This window comes from Chondromyces apiculatus DSM 436, from assembly GCF_000601485.1.
Classification (GTDB): domain Bacteria; phylum Myxococcota_A; class Polyangia; order Polyangiales; family Polyangiaceae; genus Chondromyces; species Chondromyces apiculatus.
Genome location: NZ_ASRX01000045.1, coordinates 35462 through 57643 on the forward strand (window position 1 = coordinate 35462; position 22182 = coordinate 57643).

The 22182-nt window shown below is 71.5% G+C and carries 19 protein-coding genes; 12 read left to right on the forward strand and 7 right to left on the reverse strand.

The features are described 5' to 3' along the window. Positions 1-29 precede the first annotated feature (29 nt). Together CAP_RS26160 and CAP_RS26165 are read left to right on the forward strand one after the other, a co-directional pair. Complete coding sequence (locus tag CAP_RS26160; protein ID WP_052375960.1) at positions 30-482, forward strand: SRPBCC family protein; 453 nt, start codon at positions 30-32, stop codon at positions 480-482. 167 nt (positions 483-649) lie between these two features. Then, complete coding sequence (locus CAP_RS26165; RefSeq protein WP_231511705.1) at positions 650-1201, forward strand: hypothetical protein; 552 nt, start codon at positions 650-652, stop codon at positions 1199-1201. 9 nt (positions 1202-1210) lie between these two features. Here CAP_RS26165 and CAP_RS26170 read toward each other — a convergent pair whose 3' ends face one another. The 3 genes from CAP_RS26170 to smpB all read right to left on the reverse strand — a co-directional run bounded on the left by CAP_RS26170 (position 1211) and on the right by smpB (position 3629). Further along, the gene (locus tag CAP_RS26170; RefSeq protein ID WP_044245872.1) at positions 1211-2746 is read right to left on the reverse strand and encodes a DUF362 domain-containing protein; all 1536 of its coding nucleotides are present in this window, start codon (positions 2744-2746) and stop codon (positions 1211-1213) included. Positions 2747-2864: 118 nt separating this feature from the next. Further along, the gene (locus CAP_RS26175; protein WP_044245873.1) at positions 2865-3137 is read right to left on the reverse strand and encodes a hypothetical protein; all 273 of its coding nucleotides are present in this window, start codon (positions 3135-3137) and stop codon (positions 2865-2867) included. A 3-nt stretch (positions 3138-3140) separates the two neighbouring features. Beyond that, entirely contained in the window at positions 3141-3629 is a 489-nt protein-coding gene (smpB, locus tag CAP_RS26180) for an SsrA-binding protein SmpB (RefSeq protein WP_044245970.1), read from the reverse strand. 210 nt (positions 3630-3839) lie between these two features. On the opposite strand from smpB, the gene CAP_RS54015 reads away from it, so the two are divergent. Together CAP_RS54015 and CAP_RS26190 are read left to right on the forward strand one after the other, a co-directional pair. After that, positions 3840-9632, forward strand: a complete 5793-nt coding sequence (locus CAP_RS54015; RefSeq protein ID WP_231511706.1) for an excinuclease ABC subunit UvrA — start codon at positions 3840-3842, stop codon at positions 9630-9632. A 47-nt stretch (positions 9633-9679) separates the two neighbouring features. Then, positions 9680-10501: an aldo/keto reductase gene (locus tag CAP_RS26190; RefSeq protein ID WP_052375961.1), complete on the forward strand. Its 822-nt coding sequence runs from the start codon at positions 9680-9682 to the stop codon at positions 10499-10501. 9 nt (positions 10502-10510) lie between these two features. Here the strand turns inward: CAP_RS26190 and CAP_RS26195 are convergent, their stop codons facing one another. Further along, positions 10511-10882, reverse strand: a complete 372-nt coding sequence (locus CAP_RS26195; protein WP_044245874.1) for a hypothetical protein — start codon at positions 10880-10882, stop codon at positions 10511-10513. A gap of 180 nt (positions 10883-11062) precedes the next feature. Between CAP_RS26195 and CAP_RS26200 the strand changes: the two genes are divergently transcribed. Both CAP_RS26200 and CAP_RS26205 read left to right on the forward strand, forming a co-directional pair. Then, positions 11063-12700: a glycosyl hydrolase family 28-related protein gene (locus tag CAP_RS26200; RefSeq protein ID WP_081865267.1), complete on the forward strand. Its 1638-nt coding sequence runs from the start codon at positions 11063-11065 to the stop codon at positions 12698-12700. A gap of 296 nt (positions 12701-12996) precedes the next feature. Continuing rightward, positions 12997-13308, forward strand: coding sequence for a hypothetical protein (locus tag CAP_RS26205; RefSeq protein WP_044245877.1), 312 nt, complete (start codon positions 12997-12999; stop codon positions 13306-13308). Positions 13309-13336: 28 nt separating this feature from the next. Here the strand turns inward: CAP_RS26205 and cysS are convergent, their stop codons facing one another. Further along, entirely contained in the window at positions 13337-14884 is a 1548-nt protein-coding gene (gene cysS, locus CAP_RS26210; RefSeq protein ID WP_044245879.1) for a cysteine--tRNA ligase, read from the reverse strand. Between the two features lie 180 nt (positions 14885-15064). On the opposite strand from cysS, the gene CAP_RS26215 reads away from it, so the two are divergent. From CAP_RS26215 to CAP_RS26225, 3 genes are all read left to right on the forward strand, one after another. Then, positions 15065-15325, forward strand: a complete 261-nt coding sequence (locus tag CAP_RS26215; RefSeq protein ID WP_044245881.1) for a hypothetical protein — start codon at positions 15065-15067, stop codon at positions 15323-15325. A 210-nt stretch (positions 15326-15535) separates the two neighbouring features. Then, on the forward strand, positions 15536-15964 hold the full coding sequence (locus CAP_RS54020) for a hypothetical protein (protein WP_044245882.1): 429 nt from the start codon (positions 15536-15538) through the stop codon (positions 15962-15964). Further along, complete coding sequence (locus CAP_RS26225) at positions 15961-17079, forward strand: sterol desaturase family protein (protein ID WP_063748757.1); 1119 nt, start codon at positions 15961-15963, stop codon at positions 17077-17079. The genes CAP_RS54020 and CAP_RS26225 overlap by 4 nt, the downstream gene beginning before the upstream one ends. Positions 17080-17283: 204 nt before the next feature. Here CAP_RS26225 and CAP_RS26230 read toward each other — a convergent pair whose 3' ends face one another. Continuing rightward, positions 17284-18144, reverse strand: coding sequence for an extracellular medium-chain-length polyhydroxyalkanoate depolymerase (locus CAP_RS26230; protein ID WP_156041155.1), 861 nt, complete (start codon positions 18142-18144; stop codon positions 17284-17286). 473 nt (positions 18145-18617) lie between these two features. On the opposite strand from CAP_RS26230, the gene CAP_RS52575 reads away from it, so the two are divergent. Then, positions 18618-19466 (forward strand): hypothetical protein, encoded by an 849-nt coding sequence (locus CAP_RS52575; RefSeq protein WP_044245883.1) that lies wholly within the window; start codon positions 18618-18620, stop codon positions 19464-19466. Positions 19467-19892: 426 nt separating this feature from the next. On the opposite strand, the gene CAP_RS26245 is transcribed toward CAP_RS52575, so the two are convergent. Beyond that, entirely contained in the window at positions 19893-20249 is a 357-nt protein-coding gene (locus CAP_RS26245) for a hypothetical protein (protein ID WP_044245886.1), read from the reverse strand. A 96-nt stretch (positions 20250-20345) separates the two neighbouring features. Between CAP_RS26245 and CAP_RS26250 the strand changes: the two genes are divergently transcribed. Continuing rightward, positions 20346-21041 carry a glycosyltransferase gene (locus CAP_RS26250; RefSeq protein WP_044245888.1) on the forward strand — a complete coding sequence of 232 codons (696 nt, stop codon included), beginning with the start codon at positions 20346-20348 and terminating at the stop codon, positions 21039-21041. Positions 21042-21180: 139 nt separating this feature from the next. Next, positions 21181-21603 carry a nuclear transport factor 2 family protein gene (locus tag CAP_RS26255; RefSeq protein ID WP_044245890.1) on the forward strand — a complete coding sequence of 141 codons (423 nt, stop codon included), beginning with the start codon at positions 21181-21183 and terminating at the stop codon, positions 21601-21603. Positions 21604-22182 lie beyond the last annotated feature (579 nt).

Genomic DNA, 22182 nt, shown 5'->3' on the forward strand with positions numbered 1-22182 from the left:
TCACGCGGTGGGCGTGCCAGACTCGGAGCATGGATGAGGTCCACGTCAACGTGTACATCCACGCGCCCGTCGCGCGGGTCTTCGAGATCGTGAGCGACCACGAGAGCTTCATGCGCGCCGAAGATGGCACCCGCACCAAGCTCGTCCGCCCGGGGACTGCGGAGCGCAACGGCTTGGGCGCCCTCCGCGAAGTGCAGGTCCGCTCTGGGATCCGCGGCCTCGAAGAGATCACGGCTTTCGAACGGCCATCCTCGTTCGCATATCGGCTCCGCGAGACCACGTTGCCGATCCGGCACCACGGCGGGCTTCTCCGCTTCATCCCGCGCGGAGAGGGCACCCAGGTGGACTGGTCGTCACGCTTCGAGGTCACCCTGCCCCTCGTGGCTCGCCCCGTCGAGATCCTGACCCGGCAGATCACCAAGGTGGCTTTCAGCGAGATGCTCTTTGTGGCCAAGGCGCGGCTCGAGGCGGAGCCTCGTTAGGTCTACGCCCCCGACCTCGCGGCCCGTCGGCTCATGGGCGCCTTGGCAGTGGCCCCTGGTTTCTGCACAGATCCGCCTCTCCAGGAGCCCGGGACGAATCCGGAGAGCGCCGCATCGGGCGCTCCGCGCGACGAGCACCCTTCCCTGTCCGCGCCGCGCGGGTCACCATGGCCTCCGTGGCCGAGCTGAACCTCGATCCTGCCGCCTCGCGGCTGCGCCTCCGCACCCGCGCCGCAGGCGTCCTCGCCCGCCTCGCGCACGACCTGGAGATCACGGCCAAGGGGATGCGCGCGCAAGCGCACCTCGATGGGGAGGCCTGGACCGCCGAGGTCTTCATCACCGTGGCGGACCTGGAGGTCGCGGGCACGCTGCGTGGCGACAGGCTGGATCCGGGCGGCTTGTCGACGAGCGACCGCCGCGAGATCGAGCGGCGGCTGCGGGTCGACGCGCTGCGGAGCACCGGGGAGGTGCGCATCCAGGCCAGCGGGAAGACGCGCGCGCGCGCCGAGGGCCGGGTGGAGATCCAGGGCGCCACGGCGACGTTCTCCGCGGCGCTCACCACCCGCGAGGACGCGCGCGGCGCGGTCACCGTCTCGGGCACCTGCATCCTCTCCCTCAAGGCGCTCAAGATTGCCGAGATCAAGGGCCCGCTCGGGGCCTTCAAGATCCGCGACGAGGTCGAGGTGCTCTTCGACCTCACCCTGCGGCCGAACGCGTAGCGCCTCTCGTCACTCGCCGCCGGGCGGAGGCGCGGCAGCGGGGGCCTTCACCTCCTCCGGCGCTGCCCCGCCGCGTCCGCAGGGGCCGTGCACCTGGTAGGGCTGGCCCTTGAGGCGCCTGGCAGCCGTCACCCCGCGCGTGGTCAGGTAGGCCTTGTTGAACTGCACGAGCTGGTCGGGCGCGAGGTACGGGTTCTTGAGCCCTCCGAGCCCCACGAGCGCGAGCACCTGCTCGGCGACGCTCACGGGGCAGCCCTCCAGGCGCAGGTAGTCGTCGTTCCGGGAGAGCGCGAGCTTGCCGGTCACCTTCACCATCTTCGCGAAGATGTCGTCGTGCTTCGCGGTGTAGGGATCGCGCTCGCTGCGGTCGCGGTACACGCTCTCCACGCGGATCAGCTTCCCGTTGAGGTTCCCCTTCCAGTTCGTGCAGTCCCCGATGAAGACCACCTTCTCGCCGGGCCTGGCGTCGATGGGCCCCTCGTAGGCGCCGAAGACCACGTGGAGCCGCGGCAGCTTCTCGTCGCACTGGGCGTCGTACTGCCGGAGCACCTCGATGGCCTCCTCGATCGCGCCCGGACACCCTCCCCAGCAGTAGTCGGTGTGCTCCGCCTCGGGAGGAGGGCCGGCGTAGGCGGTGATGTGGGTCCCCTCGAAGTACTTCTCCACCCGGATCAGCCCGACCTTGAACCCGCGGGCCTTGAGCTGGGCTTCCTCCAGCGACACGTCGCCCGAGATGTCGATGTCCTCCAGCTCGATGGGGCCGAACCCCGCCTCGTGGGCGAGCCGGATGTGCTCCACGGTCATGGGATCGATGCCGAGGATCCAGCAGCAGACGGCGTCGAAGGCGACCTGGTTGTTGCCGAGGATGACCAGGCCGAGGTCCACCGGGACGGGGGTCAGCATGCGGCCCTCACCGGCGGTGATGGCGTCGATGGCGATCAGCTCCGGCTGGATGATGAACTGGAGGTCGCGGATCTTCTCGTTGAGGCGGTGGTCGTGATCGATGAGGCGGTGCCGGTCGTCCTGGATCCCGATGTACGCCTTGATGGAGAAGGTGACCGTGGTCCAGGGGTGCGACTTGAACTTGGGGCAGTTGACGAAGAAGTCGGCCTTGGCGACGGGCTCCGGGGTGAAGAGGTAGTCGCGGAGCCTGCCCTCGTGCTCGAGACGGATCTCGCGCTGGGGCTCCTCCTCGAAGTGGTAGTGCTTGAGCCCGAGGCGCTTGAACATCGGGTAGTAGCCAGCGCCCTCGAAGGCCATCCGGGTGGGGATGGTGATCCCGCAGCGCTCGCCGACCGCCAGCTCGGTGACCTGCCCATCGTCCCTGTCGCGCAGGGCTTTGACGACGCCCTCCAGGAACTCCGGCCGCGTGTACGCATGCGGGAAGAACTGTCCCGAGGCGACCGTGTTGGGCTTGATCAGGGTGCGGCCACGGGGGCGGAGGTCCATCTCCTCCATGCCCTCGCGGACGATGCGGCGGATGCGCTCGACGTCGTACGTCGGACAGCGGCGGATGATGACCCGAGGACGTCGTACGATCTGCATAGAGCACGATCGTAAGAGGGCCCGAGAGGGGCGGCAATGCCCGGTAGGCGCGGGAATGCCCCTACGGCCTCAGGACGACCGCGCGTTTCGACTCACTGCATCATGCGCATCATGCGCATCACGGCGCCTGGGACCCGACGAGCGCTGCCAGCTCGGTGCGCAGCTCCCGGTTCGCATCGATGAGCCTCCCCTCGATCACGAACCAGGTGCCGCCCTCTTCCTTCCGGCAGCGCGCCACCTTCACCTTGAGGGGCTTTCGGCTCCCCACCGTCAGCGTGCCCTCGAACGGTGTCCCCGGCGCTGCAGCCTTGCTCGACCGCACGCGCACGAGGTCGTCGTTGACCTCCAGCAGATCGCCCTCGCCGCCCCGCGTCCATGCCACCTGCGCCACGGATCACCCTCGCCGCGAGCGCGCCATCGCTGCCCGCGCCTCTCGCTCGGCGTCCTTTTCCTTGAGGCTCTCGCGCTTGTCGACGGCCTTCTTGCCCTTCGCGAGCGCCAGCTCCACCTTGGCGCGGCCTTCCTTGAAGTACATCCGCGTCGCCACCACGGTCATGCCGTCACGGGCGAGGGCTTCCTTGATGTCGTCGATCTCGTTCCTGTGGAGCAGCAGCTTGCGTGGCCGCTTCGCCACGTGCCCGAAGGCCGAGCCCGGCATCTCCGGAATGTTCACGCCCCGCAGCCAGGCCTCACCGCTGTCGATGGAGCACCAGGAGTCCGTCAGGTCGGCGGGCGCGGAGCGCAGCATCTTCACCTCGCTGCCGATGAGCGCGATGCCTGCCTCGTAACGGGCCCCCAGCTCGTACTCGAAGCTCGCCCGCTTGTTGCGGACGATGAGCTTTTCGCCGGGAGCCTCCTTTTCTTTCTTCGTTCCACGACCCACGTTGCCGCCGTAGCGCGCGACCTGTCCGGCGTCCACCCCACCAGGCAGCCCCCGACGCGCCCGGCAGTCCGGAGAGTGCTGAAGCAGACCGCACCTTCCGGATGACCGCTGAAACTTTCGGGCGCGATCTTTCGCCCGAACGGCGCTAATCAACCCCCCGCCCGCCACCATGGCAAAGGCCACGGCGCGGCAGCTCGCTCGACTCCTCTTATGCACCCCATCCGACTTCGCGGCGCGCGCACCCACAACCTCCAGGGCATCGACCTCGATTTTCACCCCGGCGAGCTCTGCGCCATCACCGGCGTCTCCGGCGCCGGCAAGTCCTCCCTGGCGATCGATACCCTCTACGCCGAGGGACAGCGCCGCTTCGTCGAGAGCTTCAGCCCCTACGCGCGCCAGTTCCTGGAGCGCCTCGAACGTCCCCCCATCGACAAGCTCGATCCGGTCGCTGCCGGCGTCGCCGTCGATCGCCGCGCCCCCGTGAAGAGCTCGCGCTCCACGGTGGCCACCATGGCCGACCTGGAGCCGTACCTCTCGGCGCTGTTCGCGCGGGAGGCGATCCCGGTGTGCCCGGACTGCCAGGTCCCCGCGGAGCGCACCAACCCCGTGGCCGCCGCGGAGCGCGTCGCCACCTCCCACGAGGGCACCCCGGCGCTCGTCACCTACCGCGTGCCCGTGCTCAGCCCCGAGGCCTACCTCGACGTGCGCGAGTCGCTCGCTGCCAGCGGTTACCGCCGCGTCCTGGTGCGCGGCGAGGCCCGCGACGTCGACGAGGTCGCGCCCTCCGAGGCCCTGGCCGGGGGCACCGCGGTCGACGTCGTCGTCGATCGGCTGCGCCTCGGCGAACGTGACCGCCGCCGCCTCGGCGCCGCGATCGAGGAAGCCTGGCGGCACGGGGGAGGGACCGCCGCGCTGCACCTCGTGAGGGGCACCGCAGGGGGGACGACGGAGGCCACGCAACCCGCGCAGGCCACGCAAGACGCGCAAGACGCGCAAGACGCGCAAGACGCGCAAGACGCGCACACGGCACAGACCGCGCCAGCCAGCACCAGCGCGACCCCGGAGTCACCCGCCGGCGAGGTGAAGAAGCGCGGCAGGAAGGCCAGGACGGCGTTCGACGATGCCTCGGTCGCCGTGACGAAGACCGCGAAGTCCGCCAAGGCCACCAGGACTGCACCGAAGGCTGCGCCGCACGCAGAGCCGACCAGCACCGGGCTCTCGCGCATCCCCGTCGTCCGCGGGCTCTCCTGCCCCTCCTGCGCCCGCACCTTCGAGCCCCCGCGCCCCGGCCTGTTCTCGTACCAGAGCCCCGCGGGCGCCTGCCCCGCGTGCCGGGGCTTCGGCCGCACCATCGGCATCGACTGGAACAAGGTCATCCCCGAGCCGCAGCGCTCCCTCGACAACGGCGCCATCCGCCCCTGGTCCGGCAAGTCCACCACCTGGGAGCGCAAGGTCCTCAAGAAGTACTGCGAGCGCCAGGGCATCCCCCTCGATCGCCCCTGGTCCGAGCTGACCCAGGAGCAGCGCGACAAGGTCCTCGACGGCGAGGGCTCCTGGCACGGCGGCAAGTACCCGGGCGTGAGGGCGTGGTTCAAGTGGCTGGAGACGCGCACGTACAAGATGCACGTGCGGGTCCTCCTCGCCCGCTACCGCGCCTACGATCCGTGCGAGACCTGCGGGGGCAAGCGCCTCTCCCCCGAGTCCCTCCTCTACCGCGTCTCGGGCCTCGACCTGGCCACCTGGCACGCACTCGAGCTGCGTGACGCCCGCGCCCGCCTCGACGCGCTCACCGCGACCTCCACCCAGGGCGAGCTGGCCCGCCGCGAGCTCGCGGCGCGGCTCGCCTACCTCGAACGGGTCGGCCTCGGCTACCTCACCCTCGATCGCCAGGCCCGCACCCTCTCCGGCGGCGAGGCCCAGCGCGTCTCGCTCACCGCCGCCCTCGGCACGTCCCTCACGGGCGCCCTCTTCGTCCTCGACGAGCCCACCGTCGGCCTCCACCCGAGCGACATCCCCCCGCTCCTCGGCTGCATGCGCGAGCTCGCCGACAGCGGCAACGCGGTGCTCGTCATCGAGCACGAGCCCCTCGTCATCGAGGCCAGCGACCGCGTCGTCGAGCTGGGCCCCGAGGCCGGCCGCAAGGGGGGTCGCGTGGTCCACGACGGCTCGCCCGAGGACCGCCCGCGCCTCCCGCCCCCGGCCGCGACCGCCCCCGCGCGGCGCCCCTTCGGCGAGGCGGTCACCATCGTCGGCGCGCGCGCCAACAACCTCCGCGACATCACCGCGCGCATCCCCCTCGGCTGCGTCGTCGCGGTCACCGGCCCGAGCGGCTCCGGCAAGAGCACCCTGGTCGAGGAGATCCTCTACCGCCACATCGCCCGCGCCCGCGGCTACAAGGACGTCGATGCGCCGGGCGACTACACCCGCGTCGAGAACACCGCGGGGATCCGCGCCGTCACCCTCGTCGATCAATCCCCCCTCGGCCGCACCTCCCGCGGCAACCCCGCCACGTACAGCGGCGCCTGGAACCGCATCCGCGCCCTCTTCGGCCAGGCCCCCGGCGCCGTGGAGCGCAAGCTCACCCCCAGCCACTTCTCGTTCAACGTCGCCCTGGGCCGATGCGAAGCGTGCGCCGGCGAGGGCAGCGAGACCATCGAGATGCAGTTCCTCGCCGACGTGGCGGTCACCTGCCCGAGCTGCAAGGGCCGCCGCTTCCAGGACGTGGTCCTGGAGGTCAAGCTCGACGGCCGCTCCGTGGCCGACGTCCTCGCCCTGACCATCGACGAGGCCCTGGAGGTCTTCGCGGGCGACGGCGCCATCCAGCGCGCCCTCCGCCCCCTGCGGCAGCTCGGCCTCGGCTACCTCGGCCTCGGCCAGCCCCTCTCCACCCTCTCCGGCGGTGAAGCGCAGCGCCTCAAGGTGGCCCGTGCCCTCGCCGACGCCTGCGTGGGCGCCCTGTTCCTCCTCGACGAGCCGAGCGCCGGCCTCCACCCGAGCGAGGTCGCGCGCCTCAACGCCGCCCTGAGCGCGCTCGTCACGGCGGGCGCCAGCGTGATCGTCGTCGACCATGACCTCGACGTGATCGGCGCCGCCGACTGGCTCCTCGACATCGGCCCCGGCGCGGGCACCGAGGGCGGCGCGATCGTCGCCGAGGGCACCCCGGAGGACGTGGCCCGCACCGACACCCGCACCGGCAAGGCCTTGGCGCGCTGGTTCTGGCAGGGCCAGGGCCCAAGAGGGGGCTCCGCCCCCTACGCTCCCGATGGTCGCTACCCCGCAGAACGCGAGAGAGCGCCAGAGGCGAAGCAGAGCGACGAGAGGAAGAGCGCAACCATCAACGGGAGCACCTCAAAGCGCGCACGACGTGTCTCCGGTGCCACGGAGACCAACCCTGCTGCTGGCGAGACGTCTCCGCAGGGTAGCGACCATCGGGAGCGTAGGGGGCGGAGCCCCCTCTTGGGCCCTGGCCCTGCCAGCCCTGCCAGCCCTGCCAGCCCTGCCAGCCCTGCCAGCCCTGCCAGAGAGATCACCGTGACCGGCGCTCGCGAGCACAACCTCCACGAGGTCTCGGTCTCCATTCCCCACGGCAAGCTCGTGGTGGTCACTGGCCCGAGCGGCTCCGGCAAGAGCACCCTCGCGTTCGACGTGGTCTTCGCCGAGGGGCAGCGCCGCTTCCTGGAAACCCTCACGCCCTACGCGCGCCAGTTCCTTCCCACCCTTCCGCGCCCTGACGTCGACCGCGTCGCCGGTGTCCCGCCGTCGATTGCCCTCGAACAGCGCAGCACCCGCTCCGGTGCCAACTCCACTGTCGCCACGGTCACCGAGATCGCCCACTACCTGCGCCTCCTCTACGCCAAGGTCGGCGACGCCCACTGCCCGCGCTGCGACATCCCCATCCAGGGCCGCGCTCCCGACGAGGTCTACGACAGCCTCCGCGCCCTCCGTGGCAAGCGCACCCTCCTCGCGCCGGCCGTCGTCGCCCGCAAGGGCACCTACCTCGACGTCTTCACCGCGGCTGCGCGCGCCGGCATCCAGCGCGCCATCGCCGACGGCGTGGCGTGCTCGACCGACGTCCCGCCCAAGCTCGACAAGCGCAAGGAGCACACCATCGACCTGGTGATGTACGAGGGACGCCTTGCCGATCTCGACCGGCCCCTCTTCGAGAGCGCCCTCCGCTTCGGCAAGGGGGCGGTGAAGGTGCTCGACGCCAAGGGCGACACCCAGCTCCACTCCACCTCCCGCTCCTGCCCGCGGTGCGGCGAGAGCGTCCCCGAGCTGGACCCCCGCTGGTTCTCCTTCAACACCAAGCAGGGCCGCTGCGAGTCGTGCGAAGGCACGGGCGTCTCCGGTCACGCCGACGATGCCCTGGAGACCCCCGAGCCCTGCGAGGTGTGCGAGGGCTCCCGCCTCGCCCCCATCCCCCGCGCCGTCCGCCTCGCCGGCCAGCGCTACCACGAAGCGGCGGCGCACTCCGTGGAAGACGCCGCCGCATGGGCCCGCACCCTCACGTTCACCGGCGACCGCGCCCTCATCGCCGAGGCCCCGCACAAGGAGCTGTGCCGCCGCCTCGACTTCGTGAGCGAGGTCGGCCTCGACTACCTCACCCTCGACCGCCCCGCGGGTACCCTCTCCGGCGGCGAGATGCAGCGCCTCCGCCTCGCCGCCCAGCTCGGCAGCGGCCTCACCGGCGCCCTCTACGTGCTCGACGAGCCCACCATCGGCCTGCACCCGCGCGACACCCAGCGCCTCCTCGGCAACCTCCGCAAGCTCGCCGACACGGGCAGCACCATCCTCATGGTCGAGCACGACGCCGACACCATCCGCGCCGCCGATCACCTCATCGACCTCGGTCCTTCCGGAGGCCGCAGCGGCGGCCGCATCGTCGCCGCCGGCCCCCCCGCTGAGGTCCTCGCCACCCCTGCCTCCCCCACCGGCCGCGCCCTCGCCGCCGAGGCCACCCTCGCCTCTCCCGCGCGCCCGCCGCGCCCCCCGGCCGACGCCCACATCGAGCTCACCGGCGCCCGCGCCCACAACCTGCGCGTCGACCGCCTCCACATCCCCGTCGGCCGGATGACCGTCGTCGCCGGCGTGAGCGGCTCCGGCAAGAGCACCCTCGTCCAGAAGGTCCTCTACCCGGCCATCCGCCGCGGCCTCGGCCTCGAAGCCCCCGAGCCCGGCCCCCACGAGGCCCTGCGCATCCCCCGCGGCCTCACCCGCGCCCTCGCCGTCGACCAGTCGCCCATCGGCCGCACCTCGCGCTCGGTCCCCGCCACCTTCCTCGGCATCTGGGACGAGATCCGCCGCATCTTCGCCGCCACCCCGGACGCCCAGGTGCGCGGCTACGACGCCGGACGCTTCTCGTTCAACACCGCCAAGGGAGGCCGCTGCCCCACCTGTGAAGGCCAGGGCGTGATCAGCCACGAGATGGCCTTCCTCCCCGACGCCGTCACCGTCTGCGAGGCCTGCCGCGGCGGCCGCTTCGAGCCGGCCACCCTCGACGTCCACTACAACGGCCGCAGCATCGGCGACGTCCTCGCCATGAGCGCCGAGGAGGCCGTGGAGCTGTTCGCGAACCACATGAAGATCCGCGCTCCGCTCGCGACCATGTGCGATCTCGGCGTCGGGTACCTCCACCTCGGCCAGGGCAGCCACACCCTGTCTGGCGGCGAGGCGCAGCGCCTCAAGCTTGCCACCGAGCTGACCGCCGGCATCCGCCCCAAGCCCACCCTCTACGTGCTCGACGAGCCCACGACGGGCCTCCACCTTGCCGACGTGGCGCGCCTGCTCGACGTGCTGGACCGTCTCGTCGATCGCGGCGACACGCTGGTCGTGGTCGAGCACCACCCGGCCGTGATCGCGCGCGCCGACCACATCGTGGAGCTGGGGCCGGAGGGAGGGTCGGGGGGCGGGCAGCTCGTGGCCGAGGGGACACCGCGGGAGGTCGCGAAAAAGAAGACGGCGACCGGGAAGGTGCTGAAGGAGCTGCTCGGCAGGGTGGCCTGAGGCCTCTTCCGCCGCTCTCCCGCCCCTCCTATTCTCGTCCCACCCGCATGCCCGAAGCTCCCCGGCTCACCCCTCGCCCCTTCGGTTCCACCGGCCTCCACGCCACCCCGCTGGGGCTCGCCTGCAACTACGGCATCGACGCCGACGGCGTGGAGCGCGCCTTCCACGACCACGGCATCAACCTCTTCTTCGTCACGCCCCGCATGGCTCCCGGCATCGAGGGCATCCGCCGCCTCATCCGCGCCGGGCACCGCGACCGCATCGTCCTCGCCACCACCCCCAGCGTCCCCTTCGGCTTCCGCACCGAGGCCGCGTGGAAGGCGTGCGTGAAGGCCCTCGACGTCGACGTCATCGACGTCTTCCTCCTCGGCTGGGTGCGCGGACGCTGGCACATCGGCGGCCGCACCTGGCCTGCCATGCAGCGCCTCAAGGAGCAGGGGAAGGTCCGCGCGCTCGGCATCAGCGCGCACGATCGGCCCCTCGCCCGCGCCCTCCTCGACGAGTACCCCCTCGACGTCCTGATGTGCCGCTACAACGCCGCCCACCGCGGCGCCGAGCGCGAGATCTTCGCGACCCTCGGCGCGCAGCGCCCCGCCATCCTCTCCTACACCGCCACGCGCTGGGGCGGCCTGCTCAAGCCGAAGGACGGGCTGGGTCCCATGACGGCGCCGGAGTGCTACCGCTTCGCGCTCGGCCACCCGGCGGTGGACACGACCCTCTGCGGGGCGGGCTCGCTCGCCGAGCTGCGCGAGAACGTCGCGGGGGTGCTGGAGGGTCCTCTTCACGAGCAGCGGCTGGAAGAGGTGCGTCGCTTCGGTGACGCCGTGCGCGCCACCGCCACCAGCCGCCTGGGCTTTGCCGGCGGCTGAGCGCGTCGATCAGGCTTGCCCGACGGGCTGCGAGGCCGCGTCGGCGGCCACCCGCAGCAGGCGCTCGTCGGTGGCCTTCAGGTCCGTGCGGATGGCGTCCAGCCGCGCGGGCAGCACGTCGAGGGGGGGCGGCAGCTCGGGCCCGGACCCGAGCCGCCCGAGGCGCGCCTCCAGATCTGCAACGTACGCGCGCGCTTCGCCGTGGGCGTTGCGTGCGGCGGACAGCGCCTGGAGGCGCCAGCCTGGCGTCCCTGCGGCCTCCGCGCTCGCCAGCCAGGTCCTCGTGGCGTCGAGCTTCTGCCCGGCGCTGCGCAGGGCGGCGAAGATGGCGTCCAGGTAACTGGTCTCCTGTGTCGTCTCGGTCGGCGTTTCGGAACTCACGCCTCACTCTACCTCGCGCAGCCTCGCCCGTCCCGGGTCAGCACGCCGATGTCCTCCGGACAGCCGCGCGCCCCCCGCCCGGGGCATCGTGGACGACCACCGGTCCCAGCTTTGCCGCGTCGCATCGGACCTCCGCCCCCCGCGGCGCAGCGCTACAGTGCCTCCCTCCCCGGACCGCTCGTGGCAAGGCCTCCCCTCCCCTGCACCCTGACGCCCCACGCGCCCCGCCGCGCCACCCTGACGCCCCACGCGCCTCGCCGCGCCACCCTGACGCCCCACGCGCCCAGCCGCGTCCCGTTGCCGCTCCGGCATCACCGTGCCGCGGGGTCGTGCGCGCTCGCCACGGCCCTCCACCTCGCCACGGCCCTCCACCTCGCTGCAGGCTGCGCCGTCTCCCCGGAGGCACGCCCCACCACGACGCCCCACCCACCTCCGGAGCGCCCTGCCGTCGCGCGCCCGGGCGCCCTCGCCCCCGAGTCTCCCTGCCGCGCGCCCCTCGATGCCCGCGACTTCGGCGCCGGACGTGGCGCCCCGGAGGGTGATGCCCCCGCCCTCCAGCGCGCCATCCGCGCGGCCAGCGCCCACCCTGAGCCCTGCGTCTACCTGCCCCCTGGCACGTACGTCGTCCGCCGCGCCCCGGGGCAGCCGCTCCTCGACGTCCCCATCCGCCCCGAGGTGGACGGCCTCACCTTCCACGGGGCGCCCGACGGCACCTCCCGCATCGTCCTCGAAGCCGACACCTTCGCCATCCTGGTCAACAAGGGCGACCGCGCGCCCCTCCAGCCCGTCCAGGGCCTCACCCTCCGCCACCTCACCATCGAGGTCACCGGCGGCCATGGCCTCAGCGACGCGAGCGCCATCCAGCTCAACCACTGCCCCGACGTTCACGTCGACGACATCCGCATCCGCATGGACGCCCGCGCCCAGGTCGCGCGCGGCCTCAAGATGTCGGGCCTCGCCACCTCGCAGGGCACGAGCGGCCTGCTCGAGCACCTCCACGTCGATGGCGTGAGCAAGGCAGGCATCTACCTCGCGAGCGGCACCCACCACCTCACCGTCCGCAGCTCCGAGACCCTCCACGCCTGGAACACCCCACCCATCAACGCCCCGCCTCCGGGCCTCTCCATCTCCGACGCGCACGACATCACGGTCATCGACCACCACGCCCACCACAACCGCGGCGCAGGGTTGCTCATCGGCGTCAACGGCGCCCCACCAGTCCGCGTCCCTGGCCTGCCCGCCACCGCGTATGGCGCCTACTACCCGGCCGCACAGGCGCACGGCCCGGCCACCCGCATCCGCGTCCTCGGCGGCTCGTTCTCGGACAACGGCGACGAGGGCGGCACCGGCGTCGTCATCGGCAGCGCCTACCCCGAGGTCCCCCGCGACATCACCCTCACCGACGTGCTCGCGCGCGACAACCGCGGCACCGGCATCCTCATCGAGGCCGGGGAAGCGATCACCCTCGACGGCGCGGTCGTCACCGGCAACGGCGCCCAGGGCATCCTCGTGCGCGACGTGGTGCTCCCGGGGCATGCGCCAGGCGCTCCCAGGACGGCCGGCATTCGCCTCCTCAACGCCCTGATCCACGACAACGGCCGCGCGGTCCGCGTCGACGTCGGTGGCCTGGAGATCCGCGGCGGTGTGGAGCGCGTCACCTTGAGCGGCGGGATCATCGCCGCTGGCGACGCGGGTTCGCACCAGCGGATGGGGGTACGCATCGTCCCGGAAGGCGAGCGCGCCTGCCGCGGGTTCATCACCGAGGGCCTGCCGCGCATCGCGGCCCCGGTGCTGTTCGAGGGTGCCGGCGTTCCCTAGAGATCCATCGCGCAACAGATCCAGCGCGCAACGTGGATGGTTTGCGCAGGAGGTCGCCGATCATGCCACCAGACGAGGATCCCCCAGCCCGGAGAGCATCGCCCCGCGAGGCATCGATGGACCCCCGCATCCGCGGGTCTGCGCCGCGCAGTCCATCGGCAGCCGTACCCGCTATCCTCGACCTTTTCCCTCCGTCCCCGGTGACATCGTCGCTGGCACGAGAGGTGAAAAGAACCAGCGGCGCTGCCCTTCGTCCAAAGGGCGACACTGCACAACCACGACCCCGAGGAGGACGCATGCCCTGTCGGAAGGAGATCCTGGAAGCTCTCAAGGAGGCTTTCGACCGGTGGCAGAGCGACAGGCGCGTCGGCTGTTACACCACCGGCTACGGCGATCGACTCACGCCGGGCGAGGAGGAGGCCACCATGAGCGACTTCGAGGGCGCAGCCAGCGAGTTCGGATCCGAGGTGACCTCGAAGCTCGGCCCTGCCTACCTGGTGCGCATCGCCCGCTCCTCGTCCGGAGCGGACCACAACGAGTGGAGCATCCTCATCGAGCGGTTCGGCGACTCCAGGCCATCGCTCAACTTCCACATGCGCATCAAGTAGCGACGCTGCGCATCAAGGTGCGACCCCGCTACTTCGCCGACCAGCGCGTCCCCTGCGGCGAGTCTTCCACCTCGACGCCCGCCTCGATGAGCAGCTTCCGGATCATGTCGCCCTTGGCGAAGTCCTTCGCCTTGCGCGCCTCGGTCCGCATCGTCAGCAGTTTGTCCACCACCCCGTCGCCGCCTCGCCCGGCCGCGGCCGCGGTCGTCGGGGGCACCGCGTAGTCCACGCACAGCTCCGGGTACAGCTCGGGGCGCGCCACCTCCACCCCGAACACCGCGAGGTGCGCCGTGAGGCAGCGGTAGGCGGGCAGGAGGTCGGCAGCGTCTGTGCGCGACTCCACGCCTGCCGCGTAGAGCTTGTTCACGTAGTCGAACATCGCCGCCATCGCCTCGGGCGCGTTCAGGTCGTCGTCCATCGCCGCCGCGAACTTCTCGATGAACTTCTCGCTCAGCTCCGCGAAGGCCCCCGAGGTGAACGTGTGCCGCAGCCGCGCCGCCCGGTGCTCCGGCTCCCGCTGGCTCGAATAATCCCCGAGCGGCAGCGCCGCCCCCGTGCACGAGGCGGTGACGAGCTTCTCCGCGAGCACGTCCACGAGCCGCTTGATCCGCGCGTACCCGGCGGCCGCCTGCTCCAGCAGATCCCAGCCGAACGGCAGCTTCGTCCGGTAGTGGTGCGTCGCGTAGAACCACCGCACCTCGTCGGCGGTGTGGCGCGCGAGCAGGTCCGGCACCCCCACCACGTTGCCCAGGCTCTTGCTCATCTTCACCCCGCGCAGATCGAGGTGCTCCGGGTGCAGCCAGTAGCGCACCCAGGGGTGCCCGCAGAGCGGCTCGCTCTGGGCCACCTCGTTCTCGTGGTGCGGGAAGAGGTTGTCGATGCCGCCCCCGTGCACGTCGAAGTGCTCGCCGAGCAGCGCCGTGCTCATCGCCGAGCACTCGATGTGCCACCCGGGCCGGCCCGAAGGCCACGCTTCGTGCCCCGTCGACCACGCGGGCTTGCCGGGCTCCGAGGGCTTCCACAGGGTGAAGTCCGCCGGGTGCCGCTTGCGCGCCACGTCCTCCTCCACCCGACCGCTCGCGCCCACCTCCAGCTCGTCCACCGCGCGCCGCGACAGCTCGCCGTACCGCGGGAACGAGCTCACGGAGTAGAACACCTCGCCATCCTGCACGTAGGCGTGCCCCTTCTCGATGAGCCGCGCCACCATGGACACCTGCTCCTCGATGAAGTCCGTGGCCCGCGTGTACGCCGCATAGTCCTTGATGCACAGCGCCCGGCAGTCGCGCCGGAATCCGGCGATCATCCGCTCTGCGAGATCCACGCACCCGAGGCCCCCCTCACCCCCGGCGATGATCCGGTCGTCGATGTCCGTGTAGTTGATGACCCCGATCACGTGGTAGCCGCGGTACTCCATCCACCGCCGGAACGTGTCCCAGAAGCAGTAGGTGCGGGCGTGACCGATGTGCATCGGCGCGTACACGGTCAAGCCGCAGACGTACATGCGCACCACCTTGGGCTGGGCGGTGACGAACAGCTCCTGCTGTCGGGTGGCGGTGTTGAAGATGCGCAAGGCCATCGAGCAGCTCTCCTAGGATGCGGGGCAAGGGAAAGGTCGTGGCTAGATACCACGGTCGGTGTCCCTGGGAAAAAGGGGGCAGCAAGCAGGCGAGACGGGGGGAGCGGAATTCCGACTTGTCCGGCAGGTGAGTTGGGATGCAAATACCCGCCGGCTTCCGCGCCAGGGAAGCCCCTCCCCATGACGGCCCTCCTCGAAGCCTCGTTCGTGCGCGTGCAGGGCCAGCACGACCGCATCTACGTCCACCGCGGCGACGGGAGTGAGGTCTCCTGGACCTTCCCGAGCGCCGGGCACTTTCTCCCCCACGACCTCTTCCATCTGGTCGCCGAGGGCGCCTTCGGCCTGCGCCACGGCTTCTGGGGCCGCGTGGGCGACGGCATCGACCCGGCGCGCATCAACGACGAGGCCAACCGCAGCACCTCCTCCCCAAGGGCACCCTGAAGCTCGCCTTCCGCCTCGACGACCCGCGCCAGAGCATCAAAACCTGGCGCGCCAGGTTCCAGCTCTCCTGAGCCCTGCCGGAACCTGGCCCTCTTCTGCCCAGATTCGACGTGGCCCATCACCCGATCGGCCCACCCCGTGCGTCTCACCCCTCCGCGGTCCGCCGGTGCCCTACCCTCGACGCGCCGACCCCCGCCCCGGAGGCTTTTCATGGATCCCGAGCAGCGCTCCCCATCCCCCAGCACCACGCCGCACGTCCTCGCCCGCATCGGCGCCCTGATCCTCTCGCTCGGCACGGCCGGGCTCCTCGTCGCCCAGGCCGGCCTCGGCGGATGCACCAGTACCACCACCGCGGATCCCGAGCCGAGGAGCGCATCCCCTGCCCCCTCACCTACCCCTGCCGATCCCATCCTCCCCGCGCCGTCCCCCGCGAACGCCGCCCAGCAGCCCTCGGGCGCGCAGCTCCCCGGCGCGCAGCCCGCCCAGCCCGCTGCCTCCCAGACGCCACCGCCTCCAAGCTTCTTCCCCGGCTCCAAGTCCGGCGTCTTCCCCGTGCCGGATCCCGGCTTCGGCACCGCCGGCACCAGGCCCACCTCCGAGCCCGCGGTCACCGTCACCCGCCCTCAGGGCACGCCGTGACCTCCGCCGCGCACCTCGCGTGGGCCACGCTCACCAGCCTCGCCGTGCTCGCGCTCGTCTTCGTGCCCCTCGAACGTGCCTTCCCGGCCCGTCCCGGCCAGCGCCTGCGCCGCCCCGCCATTGCTGTCGACCTCTGCTTCTTCCTCGGTCAGCGCCTCGTCTTCGCGGCCCTCGTCACCGCCGCCCTCACCACCGTCGCCGGCGCCCTCGACCTCCAGGCCCTCGCCCGGCTCCGCGCCTCCGTCGACGCCTGGCCCCTCGCGCTCCAGGCCCTCGCCGCGCTCGTCCTCGGCGACCTCGTCGTCTACTGGTTCCACCGCGCCTGCCACCGCGTCGACCTGCTCTGGCGCTTCCACGCCGTGCACCACAGCGTCGAGCACCTCGACTGGCTCGCCGCCCACCGCGAGCACCCCCTCGACGGCTTCCTCACCCAGCTCTGCCTCAACCTGCCGGGCGTCGTCCTCGGCCTCCCCTTCGAGGCCATGGGCGCGCTGGTGGTCCTGCGCAGCCTCTGGGCGATCTTCATCCATGCCAACGTGCGCCTCCCCCTCGGTCCGCTGCGCTGGATCCTGGGCGCCCCCGAGCTTCACCACTGGCACCACGCCCGGGTCGAGCGCACCGCGCACAACTTCGCGAACCTCGCCCCCTACCTCGACCGCATCTTCGGCACCTACCACTGCCCCGAGGACCCGGAGACCTACCCGCTCGGCCTCACCGAGCCCTGGCCCCGCGGCTACCTCGCGCAGCTCGCCCACCCCTTTCTCCCGCAGGGGCGCGCCAGGGATCTCGCCGCTCACCCCCAGAGCTGCTTCACCAGCGTCGCCACGGCCCGCTCCACGTCCGGCTGCTGCCCCACAGGGACGTCCAGGAACGTGAGCGCCTCGCCCATCTCCGCGCTCCCGAACGCCCGCACCACCCAGCTCGCGGCGCCGAACTCCATCGCCTGCATCCCCACCATCACCCCGCGCGGGAACGTGGCGTCCGTGACCAGCGCGAGCTTGTGCGCGCCAGGCCCCAGCGCCTTCAGGACCTCGGCCATGCGCCCCCGCTGCGCGACGGTGGGCGTCGCCCCCCCGCTCACCACCAGGCTCCGCGCCCGCGGCGTGCCCTGGTGAACGCGCATGGAGAAGGCCAGGTACGCGTTCCAGGCCTCGTCCGACGCGATCTCCTTCTGGACGAGCACCGAGACACCTGCCTCGGACGTGAACGCGAGGACGTCACCCGCCATGCGCGCACGCTACCACGCGCCGCGCGCATGACGCAGAGTTCGCGAGGGGTTCAGGGCGCGCCGCGCGCGATCCCGTGCACCGGCCTCTCCTTCACGGTGAGGCGTCGAACCACGCGACCACCGCGTCGGGCGCCTCGGGGATCCACTCGTGCCCTGCCGTGGTGTGCACCACGGTCGAGACCACGTGGCCCGCGTCTTCGAGCGCGTCGCGGTACGGGTACATCGTCCAGATCGGCACTGTCGCGTCGATCGCGCCGTGCAGGAAGAGCGTCGGCGGATGGTCCGCCGGCAAGGTCTGGGGCACTGCGCACAGCGGCCCCGAGCAGGTCGCGTACGAGGCCGACTGGATCGCGAGCGCCTTGAAGCGCCCGGGATAGCTCACCGCCATCCGGCTCGTCATGTACCCGCCGCTCGAGATCCCCGTGGCGTAGAGCCGGTCCGGATCGAGCTGCCCGAACGTGCCCGCCTCGATGGCGTCGAAGATGGCGAGCATGAACCGGTCGTCCGGCGACCCCGACCAGGCCACGCTCCAGGGCGGCACGTTCGTGTCCCAGAACGTGTTGCCCCCGAGGTGCGCCTCCGGTGCGACCACGGCGTACCCGGCGTCGAGCAGCTTCTTCAGGGTGAGCGTCTGGTAGTACGCGCCGAAGGGATGGAGCCGCGAGGCGTCGAAGCTCAGCTCCGAGGAGAACAGCGAGCCCTGGAACATGAACACCACCGGCCACCCCCCGGCAGGCGGGGTGCCGAGCGGCGTCTGGTAGTGGACCTTGCGCTGGATCGCGGGCGCCGTGGTGACGTAGAGCGTCTGCCTCGCGCAGGTGACCTTGAGCGCGCTCTGCGAGCAGCGAGACGCGGCGAGGGCGCCGCTGGAAGCCGCCTCCGCGACCTCCTCTCCGGGAGCCACCACCGGGGCCAGCGCGAGCAGCGCGACGAGAGCATGAGCCTTCTTCATCGGGATACCTTCCTTCTCTTCCAGAGATCCGGGACCTGGAAAGAACCTGTTTCTGATGCTCCGGTATCCGCTCCCCGCGTCTGCCGCCAGCGGCGAGCGTCACGCGCTCCACGTTCGGATCTCGACGCCGCCCACGACAGCGCAACCTCCGCAGAAGATTCCTTCGATCCAGGAGAGACGCTCGACGCAGTGGAGAAATCCAGACCAGCGCCGCGCTTCACCCGCCTGCGTGCTCGGATAGCTGCTTCACAGGCGCGAACGGCGCCGCGACGCGCCGCACGTCCCTCGTTCAGAGGCAGCGGGCGTGCGTGCAACCCTGGTGCTTCTTCGCGTGGAGCGCGGGTTGCTCTTCCCTGCAGCGCGCCAGCGCGTCAGGGAAACCGTCGCGCTGGCGCGAAGAACGAGGCGCTCTGCACACCACGGCCCGTTCAGGAGCCGCCGAACAGAGCGCCTGCGGAGCAGGGGAGGAAGTCATGTCACGTCTCGCTTCAGCAGTTCGACACGCGTCTCTCGCCTTCACCGCCGCCGTCGGCCTGTGCGCCTCGACGGCGTGCGTCGGCAGCAACGACGATCTCGGAGGAGCCGACCAGGTGGGCTCCGACGAGAGCCTCGTCGAGGGCGCCGGAGCAGACTCCGGCGGGCACACCGAAGGCGGAGGCACAGGTGGACCTGGCACCACCTTCTTCGGCTCCGATCACGAGATCGCCTGGCTCATGGATACCTTCGCCGCCGCGGAGCTGGGGCACTGCCAGACGGCACAGAACCTCGTCGGAGGGGGCGAGGTGCTCGGCTTCTCCGGGCGGATGATCCACTACTACACCGGCGCCGCCGCGCGGTACGACGCGCTGTTCACCCAGATCGGTGTGACCCCGGCCGGCAGCGCCCACTGCCACGAGTTCATGGACGACGCCGAGCTCCTGTTCACCGGCGTGGGCGCGACCTCGGGCAGCACCTACGCGCACGCGTACCTCGACGGCCAGATCGCCCTCCACCTCGCCATGCTCGACCTCATCGACACCCACATGCTCCCGCACGTGCACGACGACATGCTCCGCGGTGAGGTGACCGGGATGCGCTGGGCGATGCTGCGCCACCGCATCGACGCCGAGTTCATCGTCTGCACCATGGGCGGCACCTCCATGGAGGTGTGCGGACAGCACGCGGCAGCCTCCTGGGCCGCCGATCCCATGGCCGCGGAGCACTACCCCGGCGGCTACGACGGCAACGGCCACGGTGGCAACGGCTACGGCGGCGGCTACGGCGGCGGCGGCTACGACGGCGGCAACGGCCACGGCGGCAACGGCCACGGCTGCACGCCCTGAGCCGCTCCACAGAGAGGGAGGCGGCGCCTCTTCAGCCGCCTCTCTGATCCTCGGCGCGCTGCCCACGGCATCGCACACCTGGCGCGAAGACTCACCGCATCACCCCGGCGTCGACACTGCAACTTCCAGTTGCGATGCCCGCCGCCCGGGCTACACCTCAGGCCCTGTTTCAAGCTGCGTCGCGCGACGGGGGCTCTCCGCGCGAACGCTCCGAACCCCAGAGCCGAGCAGGACGCGCATGACCTCGATGCCCGACGCTTCACCCCGCTCCTTCACCTTCCTGTTGACCAGCTCGAGCGCGACGGGACACTTCCTGCGCGTCCTCGACATCGCGCAGCAGCTCTCCTCCCGCGGCCACCGGGTGCTGTTCCTCGCGAGGTCCAGCGCTGCCGACGAGGTGAAGCGCGCCGGCGCCGAGCACATCCCCTACACCGAGTACCTCGACATGCACGACCGCATCGCCGCCCTGCGGAGGGTGGAGCCGCCGTCGTGGTTCCCGAAGGTCCCCCTCGGCATCGCGGTCGCCAGCGGCATGCTCCGGGGCAACGGCGCGCCGCTCGCCCGCGAGGTCGAGCCCATCCTGCGCCGCGAGAAGGTGGACTGCGTGGTCCACGACTTCTTCGAGTACGGCGCCGGCTGGGCCGCCGAGCGCGCCGGCATCCCCTTCGCGAGCGCCGGCAACATGGGCACCTCCCTCACCCGCGACGAGCTTCCCCTTCTCTTCGGCCTCGTCCCCCCCTTCAAGCACGTCGCCCGCATCCCCGCGCTGGCCCACGCGCTCATGGACAAGTTCCTCCCCGTCCGCGCCGACCGCGAGGCCCTCGGCCTTCCCCCCTACCGCGAGCGCGTCTCCGCCATGGCGCAGGCCATGGTGTCCCCATGCTCCACCTCGTCACCGCCCACCGCGGCTTCGCCGGCCAGGTGCCCCTGCGCGACCGCCAGGTCTTCATCGGCCCGACCACCTTCAACAAGCCCGCCGCCCCGCACACGGACACGCCGCACCTCGCCCCTGGCACCGTCGTCGTCAGCACCACCACCACCGGCAGGGATGGCGGCCTGTTCCGGCGCGTGCTCGAAGCCATGGCCCCCCTCGACGTCCCCGTCCTCGCCACCGCCGCGAGCGCCGAGGACATCCCGGCGGGCCTCCGCCCCACCATCCGCATCGAGCAGTACGTCCCCCACGACCTGGTGTTCCCCGAGGCCCGGGCGCTGATCACCCACGGCGGCTGGGGCACGGTGGGCCGCGCCCTCCTCCACGGCCTCCCGATGCTGGTCATCCCGCTCTTCGGCGATCAGCCTCTCAACGCCGTGCTCGTCGAGGGCGCTGGCCTCGGTCGCCACCTCCCGCTCTCCAAGGCCACCCCCGACACCATCCGCGCCGAGCTGCGCACCCTGCTCGCCGACGACGCCATGCGCGACCGCGCCCGCCGCGCCGCCGCCGAGATCCGTCAGCTCAAAGAAGAGCGCGCCGCCGCCATCGCTCTGGAGCGCCTCGTCGCCACGCACAGAGCGCGCCTCACCCGCGAGAGCCGCGGCGAGCCTGGCGTACAGCCCGCCGTGTCCCACGCTGCCTGAGTCACCGCGCCCAGCCGTGTCCCACGCTGCCTGAGTCACCCGGCTGGACGCCGGAGCAGGACTCCTGGACGCCCGCACATGGAGGGTTCCGCGGCTGCGCGGCATGCTGCCTTCACCTCGCAGCCAGGAGACGTTGCTCATGGAGACCCCCCAAGCTTCCCGCACGGCAGCCGCCGTGCTCGACGATCACCTCGCGTTCATTGCCACCGACACCGAGCGCTGGCTCGCCCTGTTCGCGGACGATGCCGTCGTCGAGTTCCCCTATGCCCCCGCTCTCGGCGTGACCGGCCGGATGGTGGGCAAGGCCGCCATCCGGAGCTACTTCGTCGAGGCCCTGAAGAACTTCGACGGCCTCACCCTGTCCCAGGTCACGCGCCACCTGCTGCAGGACCCCGACACGGTCGTGGCCGAGGTGCACGGATCGGCGCGGCTCATCGCCACGGGGCGCCCTTACGAGCAGGACTACGTGATGGTGCTGCGGACGCGCGCAGGAAAGATCGTGCACTACCGGGAGTACTGGAACCCTACCCCGGCGCTGAAGGCGTTTGGCGGATGGGTGTGACGGACGCTGTCGGGGTGCCCTCGGGGCGCTGACCCGCAGCTCCACGCCTTGCGGCGACGGAGGGCTTCCCTGAAGGAGGTCTCCTCGTTCGAGCCTCGCCGGCTTCCTGCAGGAGACTCGAAGGCCTCCTCAGCGCCCCCTTTCAGCCTGTCTCGTAGGAGGAACCAGCGCCTCTGCAAGGAGCCCTCGTCACGTCCAATAGGAAGCGCTGGAGGCTCCTGCTGGAGGGTGCTCCGCCTCTCGCTGGAGGGTCTCGGGTCTCTCCGAGTGAGTTCCCTGGTTCCTCGTGGTGGGTCCGGAGTTTCCTCCAGGAGCCTCCACGGTCTCCATCGCGACACCCTCGGGTCTCCAGCAGGAAGCCTCGGAGCCTCTCGGAGAGAGGGGTAGACCTCCTCGACGAGTCACTCGGGTGTCTCCGGCACGAGGCTCCCGGGCCTCCGGTTGGAGGTTCTCGGCTTTCCTGCAGGAGAGGGGTCGATCTCCTGCGAGAGGTTTCCCGGTCTCCGCCAGGACACTGCCCTCGCTCGGCTGGAGGCTCCCGGGCCTCCTCCAGGAGCCCTCCATCACTCTCGCTGGAGG

Coding starts and splice junctions, on each gene's coding strand:
- CAP_RS26160 (WP_052375960.1), top strand. CDS start 30: ATGGATGAGGTCCACGTCAACGTGTACATCCACGCGCCCGTCGCGCGG.
- CAP_RS26165 (WP_231511705.1), top strand. CDS start 650: ATGGCCTCCGTGGCCGAGCTGAACCTCGATCCTGCCGCCTCGCGGCTG.
- CAP_RS26170 (WP_044245872.1), bottom strand. CDS start 2,746: ATGCAGATCGTACGACGTCCTCGGGTCATCATCCGCCGCTGTCCGACG.
- CAP_RS54015 (WP_231511706.1), top strand. CDS start 3,840: ATGCACCCCATCCGACTTCGCGGCGCGCGCACCCACAACCTCCAGGGC.
- CAP_RS26190 (WP_052375961.1), top strand. CDS start 9,680: ATGCCCGAAGCTCCCCGGCTCACCCCTCGCCCCTTCGGTTCCACCGGC.
- CAP_RS26205 (WP_044245877.1), top strand. CDS start 12,997: ATGCCCTGTCGGAAGGAGATCCTGGAAGCTCTCAAGGAGGCTTTCGAC.
- cysS (WP_044245879.1), bottom strand. CDS start 14,884: ATGGCCTTGCGCATCTTCAACACCGCCACCCGACAGCAGGAGCTGTTC.
- CAP_RS26215 (WP_044245881.1), top strand. CDS start 15,065: ATGACGGCCCTCCTCGAAGCCTCGTTCGTGCGCGTGCAGGGCCAGCAC.
- CAP_RS54020 (WP_044245882.1), top strand. CDS start 15,536: ATGGATCCCGAGCAGCGCTCCCCATCCCCCAGCACCACGCCGCACGTC.
- CAP_RS26230 (WP_156041155.1), bottom strand. CDS start 18,144: ATGAAGAAGGCTCATGCTCTCGTCGCGCTGCTCGCGCTGGCCCCGGTG.
- CAP_RS52575 (WP_044245883.1), top strand. CDS start 18,618: ATGTCACGTCTCGCTTCAGCAGTTCGACACGCGTCTCTCGCCTTCACC.
- CAP_RS26245 (WP_044245886.1), bottom strand. CDS start 20,249: ATGAGCGCGTGGGCCAGCGCGGGGATGCGGGCGACGTGCTTGAAGGGG.
- CAP_RS26250 (WP_044245888.1), top strand. CDS start 20,346: ATGCTCCACCTCGTCACCGCCCACCGCGGCTTCGCCGGCCAGGTGCCC.
- CAP_RS26255 (WP_044245890.1), top strand. CDS start 21,181: ATGGAGACCCCCCAAGCTTCCCGCACGGCAGCCGCCGTGCTCGACGAT.